Raw genomic sequence first — 24,117 nt, 5'->3', positions numbered from 1 at the left:
ACTACTCCACCTTCTCTCTTTTTTCCCAACCTTGCTTAAATAGTGGGAGCCAATGACCAGGGTGGTAAGGATACTTAACGGCTTCTTCCAGGTTAATCTCTACGCCTAAGCCTGGTCGATCAGGGGGGAGCAAATACCCATTAACTACTTTAAATGGTGGTGAGAATATATCTTGCGCCCATGAATGATTAAAGTCGTCAAAAATCTCATGTATGAAGAAATTCGGGGTCGCCATATTCAAATGGGCGCAAACAATAGAGCAGATTGGTCCTTGAGCGCTATGTGGTGCTGTTACCCCGTTATGGGCATGGACCATGCCGCAAATTTGTTTGGAAGCACTGAGTCCTAAGAATTGCGGCTCTAATTGAATAATATGAACTGCATCATGTTTGAGAAGTTCGGAGAACTGCTCTCGATTATAGAAGTCTTCTCCGCATGCAATCGGTACCGGACTACGTTTTGCCACTTCAATTACTGAGGATATACGGAAAGGTGGGACAGGAGCTTCAAACCAAGAAGGTTTATAAGGAGCAATAGCATCCGCAAATTGTAAAGCTGTGTGCACGCTAAAGCGATTGTGTCCCTCAATTAAAATATCGACATCAGGACCAACAGCCTCTCTAACGGCTGCAATATTTCGAATCGCCTTTCCGAACTCTGACTTATCTACAGTGCGCCAAGCTGCCCCGAATGGATCAAATTTTAATGCAGTATACCCTTTTAAAACAACTTCCTTCGCTTGGTGAAAAAAGCTTTCCTCATTGGCCCCCCCTCGGTACCAACCATTAGCATAACAACGCAGCTTATCATGACATTTTCCACCTAGGAGCCTGTACAGTGGTTGTCCTGTTGCTTTCCCCATAATGTCCCAACATGCGGTCTCAATAGCGGCAAGTGCAGAACCTTGAATTTGTCCGCCGTCAGAATAGACATCTCTAATCATTCTTAGTGATATCGCTTCTACGTCAAAGGGATCCATTCCCAAGACCAAAGGCTTAAGCTCGTGGATAGCAGCTTCCACTGTTTTGGCAAATCCATTTAATGTGCCTTCGCCTAAACCAGTTATCCCTTCGTCTGTCTGTACATGTACGAAGAGCCAGTTTTTCCACGGATTACCTACAATATATGTCTTAATATCCACAATCTTCATTCATTGACCTCCTAGCTTTACATACTTTTATTGTGAACATTGTTTAGAGCTGGATCATAAAGGAAAGTCGGTATTTTTCACCTTTTGAAATTCTATTTTTATTTCTCACCGCATCAGAACCACCTGGGTTATCCCCTCCAACACCTTTCATCATGGAAGAAAGTGTTAACGTGAGAAAATCACTTGTCTCCAGTTCATGCATATGGGTGGCAAAATCCAGATCGCTTTTGGTATAGGGATATGCCGTAAAATTTAGACTTTCTCCGTCCATTGGCAGTATAACTATAGACTGACCTTTTGCGCGAAAAACCTCCATATACCAGACATTCATTCGCTGTCCGTTTTCCTGAGGACGCGTATAGTTAAAGCACAGTTCTGAAGGAGCCTTTGTATAAAGCCCGAAACGCCCGGACTGCTGACGATCACTGTAGGTCTCGTGCTCCCCTTTTCCATACCAACGCACGGATTCGACTTTCCCTCGCAGCTCCCCCCGAAAACCTATTTGCATCAATTCCCTTTTTGGTATAATCTCCAGCGCGACCATTATTTGTCCCGTCCGAAAGATAGTGTAGGTCAACTTTAATGGCGAACGCTTTTCCCCAGCGAGTCCGATAAAGCAAACTTCACAGTTATTTGTTGTTTCCTCGATGGTGTAAGATGTGATTCGTATATCATCCGTTTCGCTTTGACCGGGAAAGGAATTTTGCTTAAACATAGGATTATAACGCTTCATATTAATTCTAAATTTAGCATCCTCCTCATCCACAAGTGTGTAACTACGGTCAAATGCTGGGCCGAATGGCTTTTGGATAAGATTGTCGCCCCCCCTTGATAGATAGGTCAACTTCCCTGTGACTTTATCGATCCTTAAGCATACAGCGCCTGCTCGTAACTCAATCCAGTGGTGGTTATCGTTAAATGTTATTGTTTCCTCCGGCAATATCTCTTCTAAATAGTTTCCTGCAAAGCCAGGCAATTTGAACTCTTCAAACGCCTCTTCGCTTCGATCGCCCTTAGTTAGAAGTGATAGTACGACCGTCGTAAAGGGGTTCCCTGAGTAGTCCTGAATCTCCGGAATGTCCACCATCACACTACTTTGCGGCGTACAGCCTACCGTCAAATCTTTGGAAAATACAATGGCACCTTTTCGAATCACCTGGCACTGCAAAATAAATTCATTCAAGTCTGTGAAATAAAACCGATTCATTATAGTGAATTCACCCTTTTGCGGCGCATTGGACTGCACACAAAGGTTCTGGTAGATTTTTTTCACTTCTTCCAACGCAGGCTTTGGTTTCCAATCACCGTTCAGCAATCCGTTGCTGACAAAGTATCCATCGTTAGGCTTATCGCCAAAGTCGCCGCCATAGCAATACATAATTCGACCATCCGGTAGCTCTCGCTCAATCACCTGATCAGCAAAATCCCAAATAAATCCTCCCGTCATCCGGTCGCTTGCGTAGATAATGTCCCAGTATTCTTTGAGGTTTCCATGAGCATTTCCAAGCCCGTGGGCATATTCACACAGAAGAAACGGTTTTTCTTGGTACTTTTTATATCCATGCTTGACACCCCAAAAATGTGGTCGAATATATTTCCCTTTTCGGATCGGCCGATTGCTTACAACGTCCTGCAGAAATTTAGGCGAGGCGTACATTTCGGACAACACATCAGACACAGTCAAATAGGTATCCCCTTCGTAGTGGATCGGTCTGGTATGATCAATCTCGAGTGTGGCTAGACGCATGGCTTCAAACGTTTTGCCAATGCCCGACTCGTTGCCTAACGACCAAAAAATTATGCTGGGATGGTTTTTATCGCGTTGTACCATACGAATCATGCGATCAACACAATCCTCCTGCCAACTTGGGTCATCACCCGGTATAACGTTACGTAATCCATGGGTCTCTAGGTTATTTTCATCCATCACATAAAACCCCATCCGATCACAAAGGGAATAAAATTTCGTGTCGTTTGGGTAATGAGCCGTTCTAATTGCATTGATATTATTTGCTTTTAGCAATAGTAGATCCTCTTCGGTTTGCATTGCATCCACCGCATGACCAGTTTTGGGGTTAAATTCGTGCCGATTAACACCCTTCAATTTAATCGGCATCCTGTTGAGATAGAATATTCCATTCTCTATTCTTATCTCTCTAAAACCGAATAACTGTTCTAGCTTGTCAAGCAAAACTCCATCCTGTCTATACAGCGTCAATTGCACTGTATAGAGTACTGGCTTTTCTGCACTCCATAGTTGAACCTGCAGCTCAGGAGATGAGAATAGAGCGGTATCCTCTCGCAACAATATCCGATCCTCCCAGCATAATTTGCCATCAGGGCAAAACAACTGCGCATGTAACTGTAAGCTGTCTTCCACCCCAGTGGACTGCACACGCCCATGCAGGTTCGCCGATGTAACTTCCGTAATATGCTCTGAAAATAAATGAAAATCCAAAATGGATATGGGATTTCTCTTATAAAGGTAAACATCTCGGAATATGCCTGAAATACGCCACATGTCCTGGTCCTCCAGATAACTTCCTGTACAGTACCGGTATACTTGAACCGCCACTGTGTTGCTTCCCATACGAAGAACTTGAGTAACATCAAATTCTGCTGGTAGAAAGGAATTCTCTGAATAGCCTATGAACAAGCCGTTAACCCAAAGATCAAATCCTGCGTTCACTCCTTCAAAGCAAAGAATAAACTGTTCATCTTTCTCCCATGCTTCCAGAACAAATTCACGTCGGTAAGAACCAACAGAATTTTGTTCCGGATCGATACGCCCAATTTTTTCCATATCAATTGCATAGGGGTAAGTCTGATTGGTATAAATAGGAATGTCGTACCCTTTTAGTTGCCAGTTCGACGGCACACTGATTATATCCCACTCAGAATCGTTAAAATTTTCTCTAAAAAAATCATCTGGCTTAGACGCTACATTATTGCTCCAATTAAATTTCCACAAGCCAGAAAGCTTTAGGACATTTTCACGCTCCCTGCTCGCCATTTGTTGTAACTTATTGACAGCAAAAACGGATATATCACTATAATGTTCCATAGCTCCTCCTTGGTTCTATATAACAGAAAGCACCTTACTGTTAAGATACTTTCTGTTATATTATTTTGTTACTACTTGTTACTAGCTAGCATTAATTAACTATGTTCTTACTTCAAGATCTTGTCGCACCTGTGATAGTTTTTTGTCTGACATAGGATTAAAGGCCGCCGCAACAAATGCAAGTATATAGAATAGGATCGGAAGTACAAAGTAACCGATTTCAATTCCTAGTTTCGCATGCTCTGTAACCGCTTCTGGATTATATCCAAAGCCTATCAGGCAGATGCCCATGATTCCGGGTACAGCTGCCATGCCAAACTTTACAACCAGACCGTAAATTGAGAAAACCATTCCTTCTGAGCGCTTACCTGTTTTCCATGCCTGATAGTCGATCGAATCCACCTGTTGAATGAATGAGGTAATATTGCCAAGTGCCAAAGCAAGACCCGTCAAAGCCGTAAATACGCTCAGCATGATAAGATCTGTTTTATAGAATAGCATTCCAACGCCTAATAAGATTTGTAATCCCATTGAAAGCGTCACTGTCCATTTGACACCGATTCGCTTGACAACCAGTGGTACCAGCGGGATGCAGATGGCCATAACAGTCATAGAAATCCCACCCAGAAGTCCAGCTGCATACACGTTGCCTAGAATATTTTGAAGGAAGTACATCTGGAATCCCGCGCGCAGATTCAGCGCCACAACACTTGCCAGCATAGTAAAGAAGGTTAATACCACCGCACGGTTTTTCAGCACACTCAAGACAATTACAAAAGGGTTTTTAATTTTTTTCGCCTTTTCATCTACAGGCATTTCGGTTTCAAATGTTGATTTATACGTCACAACAGCCAATAAGGCACTAATGATGACAAAGAGCCAGACAGTCAAAGTCAAACCTTTGGCATCGTCGCCTTGTCCTAGCAGTTTCAATAGAGGCACCGTACCTACGGCCACTAGCAAACCACCGATTAGCCCTCCAACCGAGCGCCATGTGCCAAGCTTAATACGATCCGATTTATCTCTGCTCATGATGCCTGCCAACGACGGATAGGCAGCACCCTCACCTGTAGCAATGACATCGCTTACAAAATATACAATCCAGATCATAATCAAACTTATTGTCATGTCACTACTGATTTTGGTAAACATAAGTCCGAAGATCAAACAGGAGGCCAAGGTAGACCAGATGTAAAGCGGTCTGAATTTTCCACGCTTTCCGTACTTTAATTTTTCATCGATTAACCACCCGCAGAACGGATCGTTAACCGCATCCCATACTTTGGTCACCGTCAGCATTAAAGTTATTATAGCAACTGGAAAAAGAGCCAGATCCGTCAAAAACCACATCAAATAGGTACTCATAAGCATTCCGCGAATCTGAGTAGAAGTCTGTCCAAGTCCATACCCGATGTGGTTTTTTAAAGTCATTTTTCTTATCATGGTTATGCCTCCTTATGTTCTTCAATTAAGGCTTTAAACCAGAATCCGCTCTTCTTTACCGTCCTCTCCAGAGTTTCAAAGTCTACCTTCACCAAACCCATCTTGATTGAATAGGCGCTGGTCCACTCGAAGTTGTCCATTAGAGACCAAACGAAATATCCGCTAACACGAGCACCTTCCTGAATTGCAATTACTACCTGCTCAAGATACTCTTCCATATATTCTATGCGATCATCGTCCTGCACCATCCCATTGAGGGTAACGTCATCCTTGCAAGCTGTACCATTTTCAGTAATGATGATTTCAGGGTAATCATACAGTTCAGACACATGGTTGATAATCTCATAAATCCCTTTTGGATATATTTCCCACCCATACTCGTTGTATCGCTTTCCTTCGCCGTCCTTCCCGATGGTCGTCATAGCCATCGTCTCACTGCTAAAACTCAGAAAATCGATGTCCGGGGAAAGGGTCATTCTCGAATAATTATTGATACCTACAAAATCCGTACGAGTCTTTCGGAACAGTACCAGATCTTCTGGTGTCAAATCTATAGAAATCCCGTGGTCCCTTACAAAGTCCATAACTTCAACAGGGTATTCTCCCTTGAAGGCATACTCCATATAAAAGCGGTTGTACAGCGCATCCGCAAATCCAAGAGTTGCCGTGGGCAGGTCTCCGTATATCGTTGAGAGGTTAGGCGCGATACCAATCTTTCCATCGTTGTACGGACTTTGGTCATAGGCCTCAGAAGCTTTACAGTGCGCCACATTTAAATAATGAGAGGCCTTTAGCGCAAGATCAATAGGTCGCCCCATATCGGGTACATATTTCGCTGCTGCTGCATACATGTTAGCCACGATATACGGCTCGTTAATGGTTATCCAGTGTTTGACACGGTCCCCAAAATTTGAGAAACATACTTTTGCGTAATGCTCAAATGCGTTAATGGTCGATCGATTTAGCCAACCGCCCTGATCTTGGAGATATTGAGGCAGATCGAAATGGTATATTGTCACATACGGGGTAATGCCACTTTCGAGCAGTGCATCAATTAAATTATTATAGAAAGCAACACCCTTTTCATTAACCCGTCCATCGATTGCTGGAACAATACGGTTCCAAGAAATAGACAATCTGTAGGCCTCAAGCTTCAACTCCTTCATCAGCCTTATATCTTCTTCCCAGCGATGATAATGGTCACAAGCAACATCGCCGTCTCCTTTAATTTGAGGATAATCGTGTGCTATATTATCCCAAATGGAAGGGGTACGTCCATCTTCATTCCAAGCCCCTTCGATTTGGTATGCGGAAGTTCCCGCTCCAAAAACAAAATCCGATGGAAACTTCATTTTATCGCACCTCCTTATATGCTAGTCAGCACTTCGACTACATGTTTCTTATATTCATCTACAGCGGTTTCATCAAGTTCAAATGATTCTGCCATATATTTGGAGATACACTGACCAATAGATAGCTCAGGATGATAAATTAACTCAATTTGAATTCCAGGTAATTCGAAAAACCCCTCCGGTAACACGGCCTTGAGTTTTACCACCATTTCTTGGTCCTCCATAATTGTCCTGATAGAAGTAGACAAGTCAATACTGTAGGGGTTATTACAAAGTACCTCCACCCTCTTTGTCAATCGAATATCATCACAGGAAGCGCCGAGAAGAACATCGAACTCGCCAGGCTCCACTACAAACTGACCTAGATTTGTATCAAAGAAAGCGAACGAATCTCGATCCAGTACAAATTTCACAGTCTTCTCCTCACCAGGGAGCAATGCGATCTTTTCAAAACACTTTAACTCCTTAATCGGACGGTCAATCGTGGATGCTATGTCTCTCACATATAGCTGGATGATCTCCTTGCCTGCTACAGAACCTGTGTTCTTTACACGCACTTGCACCATGACCTTCTCATCCGCTTCCAAATCCACAAGGTCTTTCTCCAGCTCAATACTCTGATATTCGAATTGCGTATAACTAAGACCATGTCCAAACGGATAAAGTACTGACTGCTGCTTTTTGTCGTAATAACGATAGCCCACATAGATTCCCTCGCCGTATACCACTTTGTGGAACTCGCCCGGGAAGTTGAGAAACGTTGGCGTGTCTTTATAGTAACGTGGATAGGTGGCCGTCAGTTTGGCGCTGGGATTGGTATCACCTACCAAGATACTGGCTGTGGCTGCTCCGCATTCTTGACCGGCAAACCCTAGATAAAGCAATGCATCGATAAATGGCTCGAATTCTGCGATCTCCACTGGCCCTGGTGTATTCAAAATCACAGTCAGCCTCGCGCCACAGGCTTGTTTCCTTTGGCAAAGTTCTGCAAGAAGATGATGCTGATCGCTACTGATAGCAAGTGATTCCCGGTCGGAACCTTCCCCCACATTTTCTCCAATGACGTACACCCATTCACGGTGATTCACAAGATCCGCTGCTTCAGCGCTGTCAAAATATGATACATATTCAAATACATCCCTCATACCAGCATATACCGATACAACGTAATCTGAAATAATGCCGGAAGAACCTGTACCGCAAGAAAGGGTGTTCTTGGCATATACTCCAAGCACTGCGATCTTCTCACTTTTTTGAAATGGAAGAACTCCATTGTTTTTCAAGAGAACAATGCTTTCCTCCGCCATGCGATGGGATATCATGGCATTGGCAGACATATCAACTGGTTTTTTTTCTACTTTTTGAAACCGATTGGTCTTTGTAACGGCACGTAGAATGTAACGTAAATTCTCGTCAATCTGCTGTTCGGTAAGCTCACCACTCTCTAGCGCCGTGAGCAATGACGTCCGGTCAGTCGGCCCGGGCATTTCCAGATCATTGCCGGCCCGAAGGGCTGCCGTTTTATCATAAACGCCGTTCCAATCGGATACGACCATTCCCTTATAACCCCACTCATCACGTAAAATATCCTTTAGCAAATGATTGTTCTGTGATGCGAATTCGCCATTGACCGAATTGTAAGAGGTCATCAAGGCGTGACTTTCCGCCTCAATAGCAGCTTTCTTAAATGCAGGAAGGTAAATTTCTCTCAGTGCCCGTTCGCTAATAATTACATCAATTTCATGACGCAAAGTCTCCTGGTTATTGCAAGCAAAGTGCTTAACTGTTGTCAACACCCCATGTGACTGGACGCCCTCGATATATGGCACGATCAACTCACCCATCAGGTAAGGATCTTCGGAATAGCTTTCAAACCAACGCCCATTCCGAGCGTCTCTCTGGATATTAACGGTCGGGGCAAGCAGCATATCAATGTCAAAGGCCTGCGCTTCCTCGCCAATTTTTTCGCCACATTCCCTCATTAAACTTCGATCCCAGGTTGCACCCATATTCATACCAGACGGATAGCAGGTCGGACAATGTCCATCCGGCAACACGTCCTTCAATGCAGTTATAAAGTTTCTTGCAAATTCAGCAGTCGCCTGCGGCATTCCCGAAAGATCCTCGTCTGAAATATCCCCCCGAAGCAATCGATTCGTTCCGTCCAATCCACCCAATGATTTACCAATCGTAAAAAGATGACCAATAATTTCATTCTTTCCGAATGTCCCTTTTCCAGAACGAGCAAACTTCACCATCACTTGCTGAACAATATCTGCAATTCGTTGCATCAGATTAATTCCGTTGTGGCTATCGCACATTGTGATTTCAGTTATGCCATATTGCACCATAGCTAGAGAAGAAAATCCTTTGCCGCCCGTCAACATCTGCAGCTTCTCCTCTATGGACATCTTAGCTATGATCTCGTCAAAGTTTTTTTCATTAAGTAGCATTTTATATCACCTCGATTGAATTAATTAGACACCCATCAACACTTCCATCACATACATCTCCAGCTTCTCGTAATTGCGCTCTTCAATACATTTTCTCGCATAATTATAATCATACTGATTCACTTTATCTTCCATAATCTCCACTACACGCTTGCTGTTAATCAAGTGGCGACAACAGTCATCTGCCGTCTGGGTACGCATAGCCTTTACATCCAAACCAATATATTCTCCATTTTTCCCGAAGTCGTTCTCAATTAGAATTCGTACCTGATTGAAGCATTGGCGAAGATTCTCCGATCCGAAGGCCTTGTCTTGGTCAAACTTCATACCGTTCTGGTCATTAAGGTGTACACCCCACAGCTTGTTCTGCGCTAGTGCAAATGCCATCTCGTTTGCAGGATCCAGACCCGCCAATATTGCATGTGCAGATTCTAAAAGACCACCAACACGTGAAGGTTCACTTGTCATGGCAGAAATAGCCATCACATGGCCCATTGTAGGGCAGAAGCTGCGGTCGATAGGTTCATTGGGCTTAGATTCGATCATGATACGAATGTTTGGATCATAAGCTAGCATTTTGTTTATCGCCTCAACTAATATGTTAACGCTTACAATTGAGTCTTTACTCTCAGCACACAACGTGCCTTCGCGGGCCAGCCATAGAACCAGTTTGTTGCAGCCCAATGCGTTAGCAATGTCAATGCTGCGATATGCACGCCACAATGCAAAATCTCTATCTGTCTGACTGTTGGACGTAAAACCGCCGTCATGGGTGTGGTCGTCCATCCACAGGCGCGGTGCTACAAACTCAGCCTCAAGATCATATTGATCCAACAGCTGTTTGACCTTACGAGCCTCTTCAATAATCTGCTGTTCTGATAATTCATTCATATTAGGAACTGCATCATCGTCATGCAATTGAACAGCAGAAATTCCAATTTCTTTAAACATTTTAAGCTTCTCTTCAAACGAAATGCTCATTCTAACATCGGGGCCAAAAGCGTCGGCACCTTCATTAATATTCCATGGACCTGCTGAAAATTTGAACTGAGACATACATTAACACCCCTTCTTAAATTTATATTTCATTGTCTAACTTAGTCATTTGACTATTTCCGCTGTTATAACATCTGACGATAACAATGCAATCCATTTTCAACATTCACTTCAACTAATTTGCTGATCTACACAATTGATGATATAGATTATTGATGATACTATATATATAAAAACGCTTCCAAAAATAGAAATATTGTCCCAAGGGGTGATCATGATGAGACTCATATTTAATATAAATAGCCTGCGTGAACAACTCAATTATTACCATATCCTCACAGGTAATCGGATAGCCATTTTCGACGATAACTTTCATGAGATTATCTCATGTCCTGAGGGTCATAATAGTTTCTGTCAAACGTTGCGTGAAGATCCTCTTGCGAATGAACACTGCAAGGCGTGCGATTTAAATGCTGGACGGATCTGCAAGGAAACCAAAAAGTTGCATGTATATAACTGCCATATTGGTTTGACCGATGCCGTATTTCCTATTCTCGACAACAATAATATCATAGGTTACGTCATGACAGGGCAGATTCTCAATACAAAGGATCGGCACGAACTTTGGGAAACTGTAAAAGATAATTTGAACGATTATAAGGTTGATCAGGAAATCTTATATAAACATTTTATGAACACACCGCGATTTACCGATGAGAAAATCAATGCGATGGCCAAAACAATGGAGATTATGGCCAAGTTCCTTTATAATGAAAAAATGATTATGCAAGTTAATTCTCCCATAGCTGCGAAAATTGAAGAGTATATCTATAACAATGTGAGTAAAAGGATAGACACTTCTTCTTTATGCAGCATATTTCACATGGGAAAATCCAGTATGTATCGTCTCTCCAATGAATCTTTCGGCATGGGTATTACCGATTATGTCCGCTTGATCCGAATATACCGCGCCAAAGAATTATTAACCGATACAAAGCTTGCAATCTATGAGATTTCTGAAATGGTCGGCATAAGCGATTATAACTACTTCACTAAAGTGTTCAAAAGCATCGTCGGCTTAACACCGAGACAATTTCGAAACAAATCTGTCAACTAACTACAATATTGTATTTCGATAAACTAACAAAAACGCGTAACTCTTCATTATGAGAGTTGTGCGTTATTTTCATGACATATTCATTGATAAAATAGATACTATTCGAATGAAACTTAGCTTGATTTAATGTATTTCTCCAACAACATACAGAGAATCCAATAACACAGGAGACGTTGTTAAGAATGTTTCCGTTTCATGTATCTCTAGCCCGTTCTCACCATTCATCATATCGATCTATTCCCCAATCGCATATACCCAGACACTGTATTTTGTTAGCGTTTCGTATTCTCTTGACTGAGGGCTGGTGAAGACTAGGTAACCTTAGAATGTTCACCCGTTGGCTTATTAACCCCAACATTCTTCGCGATGATGGTTGCCATTTCTGTATCCACTTGGACAAACATATCCACAACTTGTTGTATAACACTGACACTTTTTACTTTTCCAACTTCTAGGAATTGTCAGGTCGGACAACTGTCACATTACCATCTGTGCCTATTCTTGATTATTTGCTATGAAGTTTCAGAATGTATCATGAGCTGAAGCGGCTTGTACATCTATTAGACTGGAGCTATGTTACAAGAGTAGTTGTATATGAGGAGCATCTTGAATTAGTCTTAAGGCTACATGTCGAGGAAAGTAAAAAACCCGACCTCAAGCCATGCAAGTATTCCACTGCAACGTGTCATGGGCCAGCAAACATCTTTCCACTTACGTAGTGTCTGCACGTCGTCGGTCAGCAAGTGCCATCGCGGCGACATAGCCGGAGCTCCATGCCCATTGCATGTCCAGAAATTCAACGACCTCTTCCTCTGTGCGGTTCGACATCAAATCAACCGACAATGTCACAGATGCTCCTCTTCCGAGATTATACGAATCCTTCCTGCTTAGCTGGAGTATTGGCGGGCCCGAGATGCCATAGTTCGTGAAGGCAATTTCGCCGCGTTCACTACGGACGACTTTACCCTTTACGATGATATGGGCTTGGCATACTGCAGCTTCAATTGCACAACGGCCGGCACAGAATCGATCAAGGTGTGCCCTTGACATTGGACAAGTGTATAACCAGGACCATTTTTCTCCGCATTGGGGCCGGTATTTCCACCCGTACATAGAAATAAGTATTCGCTGGTGTAGATAACCTTGCTCCTCTGTCCCCGTCGCAGTGGTTTCATTCGTAATGTTACAGCGCCCATTAGTCCGGAAGCACCTGCGCCTATAATAAACAGCTTGTGATGTTTAGAATTCCTGATTTGTTCGTATTACGTTAATAACCCTCTACCACGCTACACTTTCTAGAAACTTTATCAGTTAAACAAGGCATCTTATTATACTATCCTGACCGAAGGGAAAACTAAACAACCTAAGTGCTTATGAATACAGGACTCAGGTTTCTTAAAAATTTAATTTTTCCAGTTGTCTACTTGACAGGGGTCACTTCACAATTTCGCTACCTGAGTTTGAAGATCGTCCTTTCTCTCCCATGATAACCCTCCAGTTAAGTATTTCTTCGATTAGACCAGCAAGAGAATTCGATTCCCTGAAGGATCTGATGTAACAAATGCGCCATTTTCTTCTATACAGGATGTGCCAATATTTCTGAGATTATTTACAACATGTTCTCGTGCCGCATCATTTGGATAAATTAATGTAAATGATTTCAGCCCGACACTGTTTTCCAATGGTGCGAGTGCACCCACACCATTCCATGTATTTAATCCAATGTGGTGATGGTACTTACCCGTAGAGATAAAGAGCGCCTGAATCCCATATCGGTTTACGACTTCAAATCCTAGTCCCTTATAATAAAATTCCTCCGTCTCACGTAAGTCGGATACATGCAAATGGATATGCCCCATCACCGTCTCAGCCGGTAGTCCACTCCACGCCTGCTGATTTACGTCCGAAAGAAGGTCACTAAATTCCAAAGGGTCAACAGTCATTTTGACTTCACCGTTACTCCAATCCCAGTCCGAAGGAGCGCGATCACTATAAATTTCAATGCCGTTTCCGTCCGGATCAGACAGGTAAAGGGCTTCACTGACAAGATGGTCGGATGAGCCAAACTGTAATCCAATTGCATTAAAATACTGAACAATTTGCACCAAATCAGAACGTGTAGGCAGGAGAAGCGCAAAATGATACAACCCCGTTGTCTTTCCTTGCATTGGTGCTACGTTATCGGGTTGTTCAATGGATAACAACACCGTCTTCCCATTTGCGGTCAGATTAGCTGATTTTTCCGTTTGATTCAGTATCTTAAAGCCGATTATTTCCTGATAAAACTTCAAAGCACATTCTAAATTTTGAACCTTAAGATTCACTTGCCCCACATAAGTATTGGGTTTTCTATGAAAATCCATGTTAATCTCCCCTTTTCCCAAACATTTTTTGAACGAAAAAGCACATTACCTATAGCTCTAACATATCCAGTTACTTTATGTAAGTAATTATATTTATGATATCTTGTATTGTCAAGTAAGCGACTAATTAAATGTAATGTAGTTATATATCGAATGTGTTATATTATTAATTAAGAGTAAGGAGGTATTCGTTTGAATAAATCAATTTGTCCTAGATTTGAAAAAGCTATGGGGTTATTAAGCCAAAGATGGACTGGAATGATCATTTATCAGTTATTGTCCGGTCCACAGCGGTTTTGTCATATTGAAAGTTCCATTGGAATAAGCGGCAAAGTCCTTTCGGAGAAGTTGAAGGATTTGGAGATGGAAGGGGTTATAAAGCGGGAAATTTACCCAGAGACTCCTGTAAGGATCGAATATTCGTTGACTGCTAAAGGTGTAGCTTTCGAACCTATTATGAGGGATATAGAACAATGGTCACAAAGCTGGCTTGAAGCTTAATACCGACTTATCCACATTGGATAAGTGCACAGCGTGTGTACTCATATCGAAAAAACAAAAACCCCGACCTCTTGGTATTATTCCCTTTAACTAGACACTCAAAAAAAACCGCATGTTATCATGTGGAAAAGGGTGAACTTGGAGGGGATATTTTTATGGCTATAAAAGGACAAGTATTTCAACAGTATACGAAGGAATTCAAATTAGAGGCAGTGAAAGCCTATTTAGAAGGATCATCGTGCTATAAAGCTGTAGTATTAGGCTAGAAATCAGAAATTGCTTACAGTTAAAGGTATGGGTAAGAAAATGGCTGAATGGGGAGAAATTCGATGTGCGTAAGGGAGGCATCCTCACTCAACAAAACAACTATCAAGTAATTGAAGAACTTCGTGGTCTACACGGTGTCACGCGTTTATTAACCATTACTGGTATAGGTATACCCAGAGCCAGCTACTACAAATGGCGTGCAACGTGATCTCAGCGTATTGAAAGACAAGACGGAGATCATGAAATCAAGGATCACATGATGGCTATTCATTCTATTCATTCTTATTTTGGATATCCACGTATGATGACGTCTTTATGGGAAGCTGGCTATCGTGTTAACCACAAAAAGTAGCACGGCTCATGAGAGAATTATCTATTCAATCCGTGATTCGAAAGAAAAGACAACGATTCAAATATACACCTTCTGTCGTATATCCTAACCAATTGAAGCGTCAAAGGCAGCCACTCTCCCAAAGCAACCTGCCTGAATAACGCATGCATCGAATCCTTCTTTTCGCATCTCAAGACAGAGAAGTTGTATCTTCATCAGTGTAAGTCAGAAGCCTAAATACATCAAACTGTTGAAGATTATATCTACTTTTATAACTATCAACGGTTTCAAGCTAAACTCAAACAACGCGCACCGATTGAGTATCGGCACGCGTTGGCTGCATAGCTTTTTTCATCTGTCTACTTGATAGGGGTATGACCATCTTGCGGTCGGGGTTAATCATGGTGGAGGCGAATCATGGCTGTCCAAAACCATCTATTCCCTTACGTAGTGTCCGCACGTCGTCGTTCAGCAAGTGCCATCGCGGCAGCATAGCCAGAGCTCCAGGCCCATTGCAGGTTATAACCCCCGCAATCGCCATCCACATCCATTACCTCGCCTGCTAAATAGAGCCCGGGTACCAACTTGGATTCCAAAGTACCTTCAGTTAGCTCCGTCGTATCGATGCCACCCGCTGTTGTTTGTGCATTCGTAAAGCTATTGGTATCGGTGACTTTAAATTCCCAATGCTTCATGATTCGATACAATATCTTCTTGGTCTTCCACGATAGATCCTGACATAGCAGGTGAGGTTCTTGATCAATTTCTGCTTCTATCAACAGGATAGGAATCAGCTTCTTGTTGATGATTCCATTGAAGGAATCCGCAACAGTCCGGTGTCCAAAGATCCCCCAGTGCATTTCCAGAAATTCAACGACTTCTTCCTCTGTGCGGCTCGACATCAAATCAACCGACAATGTCACAGATTCTCCTCTTCCGAGATTATACGCAGCCTTCCTGCTTAGCTGGAGTATTGGCGGACCAGACATACCATAGTCTGTAAAAAGGATTTCGCCATATTCGGTGCGGATGACTTCATTGTTCACGATAATATGGGCATGTCCCTCGAATTTAATACCGGACAGTTCCTTCAAATGAGGATAATCTAACTTCAATTGCACAATGCCCGGAACTGGATGGATAAGCGTGTGTCCCAGACGTTGGACAAGTGTATAACCAGATCCATCCGTTCCGGTCTTCGGTGCAGTAAGACCACCCGCACATAGAAATAGATATTTGCTGGTATAAGTAACCTTCTCTTCTGTCTCCGTTAGGCATGTAATCGTGAAACGCGGATGTTCCGTCGAGACGATAACATCTAACACTTTATTCTTGAAATATATCGGAACATTCCGATCCTCCAGAGCAAGCCGAAAAACACCCGGCACGGATGCGGCTTGCAATGACATCGGATACATCCGACCATCCTCTAAGGGTATAAGAGGAAGCCCGAGCGATAAGAAGAAGTCGATCGTCTGGCGTACACCAAATTGCTGTAGTACAGGCAATGGAAATCCAGCCTGACTGCTATGATACTTGTGCGATAAAGCCACCGCTTCATCCATGCCCGTCGCAGTGGATTCATTCGTAATGTTGCAGCGACCATTGCCTGTCGTTAATATCTTCTTGCCAATCCGATCATTGCTCTCAATAATTGCGGTATCTATACCTTGGTCACGTGCAGTAACGGCAGACATTATACCCGCCGCACCTGCGCCGATAATTAACAGCTCGTGGTACTTAGATTTCTGATCCTCATACATGTTGATCGATGCATCCCTTTTCCTATAAATTCATTATATTTGCTTCGTAAGTGCCATCGCAGCCGCATAGCCGGAACTCCAGGCCCATTGTAAGTTATAGCCGCCTAGGTCTCCGTCCACATCCATCACTTCGCCAGCCAAATAAAGCCCCGGTACTAGCTTGGATTCTAACGTTCCTTCGATTAGCTCCGTCGTATTGATGCCGCCCGCTGTCACTTGCGCATTCGTGAAGCCATTCGTATCCGTCACTTTAAATTCCCAGCGTTTCAAGATTCGGTACAACTTCCCCTTCACTTTCAACGATAGATCCTGACACAACAACTCTGGCTGTTGATGTATACCTGCTTCCTTCAGTAAGACAGTAACCAGCTTCTTGTTAAAGATACCGACGAGGGCATCTACAACAGTCCGATGTCCGAAATTCTCCCAGTGCATCTCCAAAAACTCAACGACCTCTTCCTCCGTGCGCTCCGGCATCAGATCAAGCGATACGGTGACAGGTTCTCCTTTTGCCAGATGATAAGAAGCCTTCCTGCTTAGCTGGAGAATTGGGGGCCCGGAGACACCATAGTTCGTGAAGGCAATTTCGCCACGTTCACTACGGAGGACTTTCCCTTTTACGATGATATGGGCTTGTCCCTGAAATTTAATACTGTTCAGTTCCTTCATATTCGGATACTGCAGCTTCAATTGCACAACGGCCGGCACAGGCTCGATCAAGGTGTGCCCCAGACGTTCGACAAGTGTATAACCAGGACCATTCCTTTCCGGATTGGGGCCCGTGAGTCCACCCGTACATAGAAATAGATATTCGCTGGTGTAGACAACTTGCTCCTCTGTCTCCGTTTCGCATGTAATGGTGAAGCGCGGATGCTGCTTTGAAACAGTAACATCCATCACTTTATGATTGAGGTATACTGGAACATTTCGGTCGTCAAGCGCTAGTTCGAAAATATCCAGAACGGATACCGCCTGCAACGACATCGGATACAACAAACCTTCCTTCAATCTTGTAAGCGGAAGCCCGAGCGCTGAGAAGAAGTCGATCGTTTGACGGATGCCAAATTGCTGCAATATAGGTAATGGGAATCCATCCTGATTACCGTGATACTTGTGTGATAAAGCAACCGCTTCATCCGTACCCGTCGCCGTGGTTTCATTCGTAATGTTACAGCGTCCATCACCTGTCGTTAATATCTTCTTACCAATCCGGTCGTTACTCTCCACAATGGCAGTATCGATGCCCAGATCCCCCGCCGTAACAGCGGCCATTAGTCCAGAAGCACCTGCGCCTATAATAAACAGTTTATGATGTTTAGAAGTCTGATTCTCATACATGATTGGTCAATGCACCCTTTATTCAATTATTCTGAAAATACAAATATGCTTTATTAAATTATAGCATAAGTGTAAGCACCAATGAATTCCGGTTAGAATTCCTGATTTGTTCCCATTACATGAAAATGGCTGTACCAGGCTGTATTTTATAGAAATGTTATCTATTCCATAATAAAGTAGGACTTTCGACATATCCTGTCGAAAGTTACAATGTTGGAGGACATTCTATCTACCTTCACAATCTACTTTCACAGGAGGCATACAATAGAAAACGTAATATTATTTAAGAGTCTCTAGTATATTAAATCATTTAGTAACGAACAACGGAGGAACGCAACCATGCTAAAGCACAAAGCTTTAACTCGTATTACACTTATCATCATGCTATTTACAATGATTTTCTCAGGAGTAGCTTATGCGTCAACCAAGGCTACCAGCATCCAAGTTTACTTTTACAACTTAAAATACCTTTTCGATGGAACTGAAAAGAAAGCCCCCGAGAATAACAAAGGGTTTATTTACAAAGGAACGACATATGTTCCACTTCGCTTTGTTGCGGATAACTTGAACCAAGATGTCAAGTGGAACGCTGAAACTCACACCATTTCGATGACTTCACAACAATCTGGCGAAATAACTGGTGGTAATGTCAGTGATGTTCAGCGTTTGAAAGAAGCTGAGCAGAAGATTTCTGAACTGGAAAGAAAACTAAAAAATCAAGGAATTTCCTCATCGTCATCTTCACATGATGGTTGGGTAACGTATGAAACGAAAAACTTGACGCTCCATTTCACACCGAAAGCCGACAAGAAATTTCACTATCTTTACACAGAAGCTGAGGATATCTTGAAGACACACGAAGTGTTCTTCGGTGCTAACACTCTATCAGAGAAAGTAGAACTATGGATACATGACGGTGATGGCATCTTCAATATCAATTCTGGATCATTCTTCAACCCTCAACATAATGCCATTAAACTTGGAGCAGAAGAATCTTATAACTTGGCTGGTGATGAAGCGGTTCGATTTGTCTTCGCTCACGAAATTGCACATGCTTACCAACATCAAAAATGGGATATGTACAAAATCCAAAAAACGCTAAGTGGAAGAGTCAACTGGCTATTTGAAGGGCAAGCCGACTACCTTGCTAAGAAAGTGCTTGGATACTCACAGTATGGTTCCCCTTCCGATCCAGCCGGTGACAAACGTGATCTTTCATATTATAAAAATGAACTAAAAATACGTAATAGCACATCGGGAATGTCTCCGATTAATTGGAGTAACATTAAGTCATTCGCTGATTTAAATGCATATCCAAATGAATACTTCGCATTTGAAAGCATGGTATTCTTCTTGGAACAGAACTACAACCATGACCAATACTTGAAGCTCTTTGATGAAATAGCAAAGGGATCTCAGCCCAATACAGCTTTCAAAAACGCATTTGGAAAATCGGAAGAAACGCTCGTTTCGGAATACAAGAAATACCTAGGTGCTAAATAGTAACATCAATATGTAGAGAATGTTATTAAAGCTACGATGATATCGTGCAAGACATTCCAGAGATTAGAAGTTTATAGAGAACTATGCTGAACAGGTTATTATCTTTGTGGAAAAGCAACAACCCCGACCTCTTGCGGTCGGGGTTGTTCATGGTGGAGACGAGCTTACACTGCTGAAAACCCTGTTATGTTATAATTACAATATTTTAAGTTGAATCCTGTAAAAATATTTTAATTCATTTTCGCAAATATACTTTCTCTTGAGTTACACTCATTAAATCGCATCAGTGACTCAGAGGGTTATAGCTTTGATCACATTGTCTCTTATATTGGATCATTACTTGTATCAAAAAGGTTGTTCAGCAACAAACTGAAGATACAATAGTATATTTAAATCTGATTCGTATGTAATAATTAAATTATATAAACCACACTTTTTAGTTCATCCAAATTACATTTGTGTTTTAGCTCGCTGTTCATTCATCAGAGTAGTAGCTATTTCTACTTTCACTGCACATAAGTCGCGTTGAAGAAAATCCACAAAGTACTACTTTTTCGAATCCTCCGTTCAACAAAATAGAAATATGTGTGAAATAGCTTTCCCTTGCGTACGTAGTTGTTTTATTAACGACTCTGGGTCTTTATCACTTCCAAAAAGTTGTGATAAGTCACCAAAAATACGTTGGAAATACGGAAACTTAAATAATTTATATTCGAAACCCGGTTGTGCATTCACAATTCTATATGGCAGTAATGCTGAAGATAAACCAATAATTGCACCAAAACGTTCGGCGTATTTCAATCCATTTCTAACCGCTCCATAGCCACCCATGGATTATCCACCTATATATGTATCTTCTCGATTATGAGATAAGGGGAAACATTGTCGCGTAAATTCAACTAATTCCTCACCGACAAAATGTCCATAATAATATTCTTCTCCTTCTTCATCATCTACATAAAAATGGTTTTCACCACTAGCATAAAAACTGCTATATTATGTAGATTTGAAAGCTTTCTAATTCGTGTATAACTAATCCAATCCGTATGATTTCCAGTCAATCCGTTTAACAAATACAATGATTTTAGAGGTTGTTGCGGTGATACACTTGAAAAGTCTGGTTTTTCAGAACCGTCAACCAGCAATAAGGAATTAATTGTTACATCTCTTCTAAGGCTCATTGAATAAAAGTTAATTGTTAAATAAGTTATAATTATTCCTTTAAATGGAATTTATTGTGTATATCATATCATGTGAGCACGTATAAGTAACTTGTGTAATATAGATAAATAAAAAAGAAGTCCTTTTCTTGTAGAATTGAGTTATCACACTACAATTCAAAGAGAGGACTACTTTCACCAACTATTTAATGCGTTCCTCTGAGGACGCAAACAACAAAAACCCCCAGAGCGATCTGACCAAGCGCGGCTTGACCATCAATTCAATCTGCGGACGGAGAACGACTGCACCAATGGAGATAAACGTCGTCGAGGCCTGGATGAAGATAAACAGTCGCTTTCCACAGAGCTTCTTTTAGCTAATTCACTTTAAAACTTCCATAGATTTCTTCTAAGTCAATGATGACACCGGCCATGCTCGTATCAGCCACTCCATAATACACGTATACTTGGTGTTCCTTTTTAATAGCACCGCAGGAGAATACTACATTCCCAAAAAATCCATTGACCTCATAATCCGTAGTGGGCTCCAAAATAGGCACCACGCTTCTTTGTTTCACAATCCATGGACGATAACGATCTAATAACAAAGCACCTAGACAATAGCGATTATCGTGATCTGCACCATGATAGATCTCAAGCCAACCATCCTCAACTAGAAAAGGAACTGCACTTGCGCCAATACGAGTACTATCCCATCTAGAAGGTCGTACAGAAGCTACATGCTTATGATCTCCCCAATGAAGTAAGTCTGGTGACTTTGCAATCCAGATATCTGGGGTAGCGAAATGAGAGATAGAGGGACGATGTAGCGCATAATAAAATTCATCCATTTTCTCTGGAAAAATCGTTACATCTTTATTATCAGGGTGAAAGATATTCCCCATTTTTGTGAACTCCTCGAAATCTTCCGTCACTGCAAGCATAGTTGTAATGCCTAGATTGGAAATAGCAGAATAATTAATATAATACTTCTCATTGGTATAAGTAATTCTTGCATCCTCTATACCTAATGTTTCATATTCATTACTTGGTAATATCGCTGGCTGCTGCGTAACAATAAAGTTTTCACCATCCCTGCTACGTGCTACTCTAAAGTGAGAAATTGAAGTTGTTTTTGCACCAGTTTCTGTTTGTATTACTCGAATATCTTTGATCTCATCATGATTGATTTTATAGCTTTCTACTACTATACTCCCCCTTTCTACTGAATACACCGGTACAAAGTAGACTTCCTTACTTGTCTGAATCGGTCGTTCAGCTATACGTAATAGCATAATAATTTCATTATTGTATTCGATCACACCTGCATTAAAAGCACCAATAACCTCGAAATCATCACGTGAAGGAATAATTTGTTCGGGTGTAATGATTGGATTGTTTGCAAATCGCTTCATCAAGCTTTTCCTCCTCTATCCTTTTACAGAGCCAATGGTTAATCCCTTAACAAAATAACGCTGTAAAAACGGATACAACAATATAATTGGACCAATCGTCACTAATGTAGTTGCCATACGAATTTGATAGGTTGGAGCTGACAATGCAATACCAGCACCTGAAGGTATTAGATTCTTTGCAGCTTCCAGGTTAGAAACCATGCGTCTTAATATCATTTGTAATGGAAATTTACTGTCATCGCTAATAAATAGAATTCCCATAAACCAATCATTCCAATAAATCAGTGCGTAGAATAACCCTACTGTTGCTAGAATAGGCTTAGAAATAGGAATAACAATTTGAGCGAATATCCGAATTTCACTCGCTCCATCAATACGTCCTGCATCCTCTAATTCATCAGGCACCGTTCTAAAAAAGCTTACTAATAAAAACACAAGAAAAGGCTGTACAGCTAATGGCAAGATTAAGGCAGCGATTGTATTTCCAAGGCTTAACCAATTAGAAATTAAAATATAAAAAGGAACCATACCACCATTAAACAGCATCGTGAAATATACATAAAAGGAAATTATATTACGTAATTTATTGCGTTTATTAGTGATGGAGTATCCAAGACTGGCACTAATGATAAGACCAAGCAATGTACCAACTATCGTAATAAATATTGTAATACCATAGCTGTTCAGCAATGTACCAGATTGTAATAATATACTGTATGCTTCAATGTTGATATCCTTAGGAATTAAGCTATATCCTTCATTAATAAGTATAGTTTCAGAGGTGATGGATCCTGAAACCATTAACAAAAATGGAATTAAGCAAAACAGTGCAAAACATATACAAAATACAACAGCAAAACAGTGCATAAAACGATCAGATTGATGATATCTCATTTATCTTCCTCCTTATCAGACAGGGTAAATTAAAATAGAGCTGAATCCTTAGAAAATCTCCTAACAATAGCATTAACGGCAATAACAAAGATGAAGCCCATTACGGCTTGGAATAATCCAACGGCTGCAGCCATGCCAAAATCATTCAGTACACGCATCGATCGGAATACATACGTATCAATAACATCCGTCGTTGGGTAAAGCATTGAATTATCACCCACAATGGCATAAATCATAGCAAAATCACCGTTAAATATTTTACCTACTGCTAAAATTGTAAGAATCGATATCGTAGGAATAAGTAGAGGAATCGTAATCCGATATATGGATTGCCATCTTGTTGCACCATCAATTCTAGCTGCTTCATAAATCTCATCTGGAAAGCTAGTAATTGCTGCCAAGTAAATGATGGATAAATAACCTGTTCCTTGCCAAATTCGAATCACTGTCAGTATCCACGGCCATAAATGTGGTTCGTTATACCAATATGGAGCCTCAATGCCGATAGACAACAGCATAGAATCAAGCGCAGGATTCATTCCACCTATAAAAGATTGAACCAACATTCCAATAACAACCCATGACATAAAATAAGGGAGGAATATGAGGGACTGCAATCCCTTTTTGAGCCACTTTAATCTAATTTCATTGAGAAATATTGCTAGTAATACTGCACAAACTGTAGTGCCAACAATAAATAAAACATTCAAAAGTACCGTATTTCGCAACACCAACCAAAGCTTATCAGTCGTGAAGAAAAACTCGAAGTTCTTGAAACCTACCCATTCGCTTGCTAGAATTCCTTTGCGTATATTGAAATTCTTAAACGCTATAAGAATTCCGTACATTGGAATATAGCTAAAAATAAATACAAATATAATGCCAGGTAAAGCAAGAAGATACAAAAAGGGGTTCTTAATGATATGACGTGCTGTTGACTTGAATTCCATTACCTTACACCTCCACTCACTTTATATTGTCAGTTTATGAGATGCAATGAAAATAGA

General features: G+C 41.5%; 21 protein-coding genes. 6 read left to right on the top strand and 15 right to left on the bottom strand.

The window, feature by feature from the left end:
• Position 1: 1 nt before the first annotated feature.
• From ACH8E3_RS05685 to ACH8E3_RS05660, 6 genes are all read right to left on the bottom strand, one after another.
• Positions 2-1,150, bottom strand: a complete 1,149-nt coding sequence (locus tag ACH8E3_RS05685) for a mandelate racemase/muconate lactonizing enzyme family protein (protein WP_458631649.1) — start codon at positions 1,148-1,150, stop codon at positions 2-4.
• Between the two features lie 43 nt (positions 1,151-1,193).
• Positions 1,194-4,214, bottom strand: coding sequence for a glycoside hydrolase family 2 TIM barrel-domain containing protein (locus ACH8E3_RS05680; RefSeq protein WP_458631648.1), 3,021 nt, complete (start codon positions 4,212-4,214; stop codon positions 1,194-1,196).
• Positions 4,215-4,313: 99 nt separating this feature from the next.
• Positions 4,314-5,657, bottom strand: coding sequence for an MFS transporter (locus tag ACH8E3_RS05675; RefSeq protein WP_458631647.1), 1,344 nt, complete (start codon positions 5,655-5,657; stop codon positions 4,314-4,316).
• A gap of 2 nt (positions 5,658-5,659) precedes the next feature.
• Positions 5,660-7,009 carry a glycoside hydrolase family 1 protein gene (locus tag ACH8E3_RS05670; protein ID WP_458631646.1) on the bottom strand — a complete coding sequence of 450 codons (1,350 nt, stop codon included), beginning with the start codon at positions 7,007-7,009 and terminating at the stop codon, positions 5,660-5,662.
• A gap of 14 nt (positions 7,010-7,023) precedes the next feature.
• Positions 7,024-9,462 carry a glycoside hydrolase family 3 N-terminal domain-containing protein gene (locus ACH8E3_RS05665; RefSeq protein ID WP_458631645.1) on the bottom strand — a complete coding sequence of 813 codons (2,439 nt, stop codon included), beginning with the start codon at positions 9,460-9,462 and terminating at the stop codon, positions 7,024-7,026.
• Between the two features lie 24 nt (positions 9,463-9,486).
• Complete coding sequence (locus tag ACH8E3_RS05660) at positions 9,487-10,518, bottom strand: sugar phosphate isomerase/epimerase family protein (RefSeq protein WP_458631644.1); 1,032 nt, start codon at positions 10,516-10,518, stop codon at positions 9,487-9,489.
• 214 nt (positions 10,519-10,732) lie between these two features.
• On the opposite strand from ACH8E3_RS05660, the gene ACH8E3_RS05655 reads away from it, so the two are divergent.
• Positions 10,733-11,575 carry a PocR ligand-binding domain-containing protein gene (locus ACH8E3_RS05655; RefSeq protein ID WP_458631643.1) on the top strand — a complete coding sequence of 281 codons (843 nt, stop codon included), beginning with the start codon at positions 10,733-10,735 and terminating at the stop codon, positions 11,573-11,575.
• Positions 11,576-12,286: 711 nt separating this feature from the next.
• Here ACH8E3_RS05655 and ACH8E3_RS05650 read toward each other — a convergent pair.
• The 3 genes from ACH8E3_RS05650 to ACH8E3_RS05640 form a co-directional block, all read right to left on the bottom strand.
• The gene (locus ACH8E3_RS05650) at positions 12,287-12,625 is read right to left on the bottom strand and encodes a hypothetical protein (protein WP_458631642.1); all 339 of its coding nucleotides are present in this window, start codon (positions 12,623-12,625) and stop codon (positions 12,287-12,289) included.
• Complete coding sequence (locus ACH8E3_RS05645; protein WP_458631734.1) at positions 12,544-12,771, bottom strand: hypothetical protein; 228 nt, start codon at positions 12,769-12,771, stop codon at positions 12,544-12,546. Before ACH8E3_RS05645 ends, ACH8E3_RS05650 begins: the two co-directional genes overlap by 82 nt.
• Before the next feature lie 318 nt (positions 12,772-13,089).
• Positions 13,090-13,938, bottom strand: coding sequence for a VOC family protein (locus ACH8E3_RS05640; protein WP_458631641.1), 849 nt, complete (start codon positions 13,936-13,938; stop codon positions 13,090-13,092).
• Between the two features lie 192 nt (positions 13,939-14,130).
• On the opposite strand from ACH8E3_RS05640, the gene ACH8E3_RS05635 reads away from it, so the two are divergent.
• From ACH8E3_RS05635 to ACH8E3_RS05620, 4 genes are all read left to right on the top strand, one after another.
• Complete coding sequence (locus tag ACH8E3_RS05635) at positions 14,131-14,439, top strand: winged helix-turn-helix transcriptional regulator (protein WP_458631640.1); 309 nt, start codon at positions 14,131-14,133, stop codon at positions 14,437-14,439.
• 331 nt (positions 14,440-14,770) lie between these two features.
• On the top strand, positions 14,771-14,914 hold the full coding sequence (locus ACH8E3_RS05630) for a hypothetical protein (RefSeq protein ID WP_458631639.1): 144 nt from the start codon (positions 14,771-14,773) through the stop codon (positions 14,912-14,914).
• 152 nt (positions 14,915-15,066) lie between these two features.
• Positions 15,067-15,198: a hypothetical protein gene (locus ACH8E3_RS05625; protein ID WP_458631638.1), complete on the top strand. Its 132-nt coding sequence runs from the start codon at positions 15,067-15,069 to the stop codon at positions 15,196-15,198.
• 76 nt (positions 15,199-15,274) lie between these two features.
• Entirely contained in the window at positions 15,275-15,382 is a 108-nt protein-coding gene (locus ACH8E3_RS05620) for an IS3 family transposase (RefSeq protein ID WP_458631730.1), read from the top strand.
• 98 nt (positions 15,383-15,480) lie between these two features.
• Here the strand turns inward: ACH8E3_RS05620 and ACH8E3_RS05615 are convergent, their stop codons facing one another.
• Positions 15,481-16,800, bottom strand: a complete 1,320-nt coding sequence (locus ACH8E3_RS05615) for a BaiN/RdsA family NAD(P)/FAD-dependent oxidoreductase (RefSeq protein WP_458631637.1) — start codon at positions 16,798-16,800, stop codon at positions 15,481-15,483.
• A gap of 33 nt (positions 16,801-16,833) precedes the next feature.
• Positions 16,834-18,138 carry a BaiN/RdsA family NAD(P)/FAD-dependent oxidoreductase gene (locus ACH8E3_RS05610; protein WP_458631636.1) on the bottom strand — a complete coding sequence of 435 codons (1,305 nt, stop codon included), beginning with the start codon at positions 18,136-18,138 and terminating at the stop codon, positions 16,834-16,836.
• Between the two features lie 339 nt (positions 18,139-18,477).
• Here ACH8E3_RS05610 and ACH8E3_RS05605 point away from each other — a divergent pair, with 339 nt between their 5' ends.
• Positions 18,478-19,641, top strand: a complete 1,164-nt coding sequence (locus ACH8E3_RS05605; protein WP_458631635.1) for a stalk domain-containing protein — start codon at positions 18,478-18,480, stop codon at positions 19,639-19,641.
• 567 nt (positions 19,642-20,208) lie between these two features.
• Here the strand turns inward: ACH8E3_RS05605 and ACH8E3_RS05600 are convergent.
• The 4 genes from ACH8E3_RS05600 to ACH8E3_RS05585 form a co-directional block, all read right to left on the bottom strand.
• Positions 20,209-20,472, bottom strand: coding sequence for a hypothetical protein (locus ACH8E3_RS05600; protein WP_458631634.1), 264 nt, complete (start codon positions 20,470-20,472; stop codon positions 20,209-20,211).
• A 706-nt stretch (positions 20,473-21,178) separates the two neighbouring features.
• Complete coding sequence (locus tag ACH8E3_RS05595) at positions 21,179-22,216, bottom strand: glycoside hydrolase family 130 protein (protein WP_458631633.1); 1,038 nt, start codon at positions 22,214-22,216, stop codon at positions 21,179-21,181.
• 15 nt (positions 22,217-22,231) lie between these two features.
• A complete protein-coding gene (locus tag ACH8E3_RS05590; protein ID WP_458631632.1) occupies positions 22,232-23,110 on the bottom strand; it encodes a carbohydrate ABC transporter permease in 879 nt (292 codons plus the stop codon).
• A gap of 29 nt (positions 23,111-23,139) precedes the next feature.
• A complete protein-coding gene (locus tag ACH8E3_RS05585) occupies positions 23,140-24,060 on the bottom strand; it encodes an ABC transporter permease (RefSeq protein ID WP_458631631.1) in 921 nt (306 codons plus the stop codon).
• Positions 24,061-24,117: the final 57 nt, after the last annotated feature.

The sequence above is a fragment of the Paenibacillus sp. CMAA1364 genome, from assembly GCF_054373195.1.
This window is presented reverse-complemented; position numbering and strand designations above follow the sequence as displayed.

Excerpts from the sequence above, each read along its gene's own strand:
- ACH8E3_RS05685 (WP_458631649.1), bottom strand. The coding sequence starts at position 1,150 with ATGAAGATTGTGGATATTAAGACATATATTGTAGGTAATCCGTGGAAA.
- ACH8E3_RS05680 (WP_458631648.1), bottom strand. The coding sequence starts at position 4,214 with ATGGAACATTATAGTGATATATCCGTTTTTGCTGTCAATAAGTTACAA.
- ACH8E3_RS05675 (WP_458631647.1), bottom strand. The coding sequence starts at position 5,657 with ATGATAAGAAAAATGACTTTAAAAAACCACATCGGGTATGGACTTGGA.
- ACH8E3_RS05670 (WP_458631646.1), bottom strand. The coding sequence starts at position 7,009 with ATGAAGTTTCCATCGGATTTTGTTTTTGGAGCGGGAACTTCCGCATAC.
- ACH8E3_RS05665 (WP_458631645.1), bottom strand. The coding sequence starts at position 9,462 with ATGCTACTTAATGAAAAAAACTTTGACGAGATCATAGCTAAGATGTCC.
- ACH8E3_RS05660 (WP_458631644.1), bottom strand. The coding sequence starts at position 10,518 with ATGTCTCAGTTCAAATTTTCAGCAGGTCCATGGAATATTAATGAAGGT.
- ACH8E3_RS05655 (WP_458631643.1), top strand. The coding sequence starts at position 10,733 with ATGATGAGACTCATATTTAATATAAATAGCCTGCGTGAACAACTCAAT.
- ACH8E3_RS05650 (WP_458631642.1), bottom strand. The coding sequence starts at position 12,625 with ATGTCAAGGGCACACCTTGATCGATTCTGTGCCGGCCGTTGTGCAATT.
- ACH8E3_RS05645 (WP_458631734.1), bottom strand. The coding sequence starts at position 12,771 with ATGGGCGCTGTAACATTACGAATGAAACCACTGCGACGGGGACAGAGG.
- ACH8E3_RS05640 (WP_458631641.1), bottom strand. The coding sequence starts at position 13,938 with ATGGATTTTCATAGAAAACCCAATACTTATGTGGGGCAAGTGAATCTT.
- ACH8E3_RS05625 (WP_458631638.1), top strand. The coding sequence starts at position 15,067 with ATGAGAGAATTATCTATTCAATCCGTGATTCGAAAGAAAAGACAACGA.
- ACH8E3_RS05615 (WP_458631637.1), bottom strand. The coding sequence starts at position 16,800 with ATGTATGAGGATCAGAAATCTAAGTACCACGAGCTGTTAATTATCGGC.
- ACH8E3_RS05610 (WP_458631636.1), bottom strand. The coding sequence starts at position 18,138 with ATGTATGAGAATCAGACTTCTAAACATCATAAACTGTTTATTATAGGC.
- ACH8E3_RS05605 (WP_458631635.1), top strand. The coding sequence starts at position 18,478 with ATGCTAAAGCACAAAGCTTTAACTCGTATTACACTTATCATCATGCTA.
- ACH8E3_RS05600 (WP_458631634.1), bottom strand. The coding sequence starts at position 20,472 with ATGGGTGGCTATGGAGCGGTTAGAAATGGATTGAAATACGCCGAACGT.
- ACH8E3_RS05595 (WP_458631633.1), bottom strand. The coding sequence starts at position 22,216 with ATGAAGCGATTTGCAAACAATCCAATCATTACACCCGAACAAATTATT.
- ACH8E3_RS05590 (WP_458631632.1), bottom strand. The coding sequence starts at position 23,110 with ATGAGATATCATCAATCTGATCGTTTTATGCACTGTTTTGCTGTTGTA.
- ACH8E3_RS05585 (WP_458631631.1), bottom strand. The coding sequence starts at position 24,060 with ATGGAATTCAAGTCAACAGCACGTCATATCATTAAGAACCCCTTTTTG.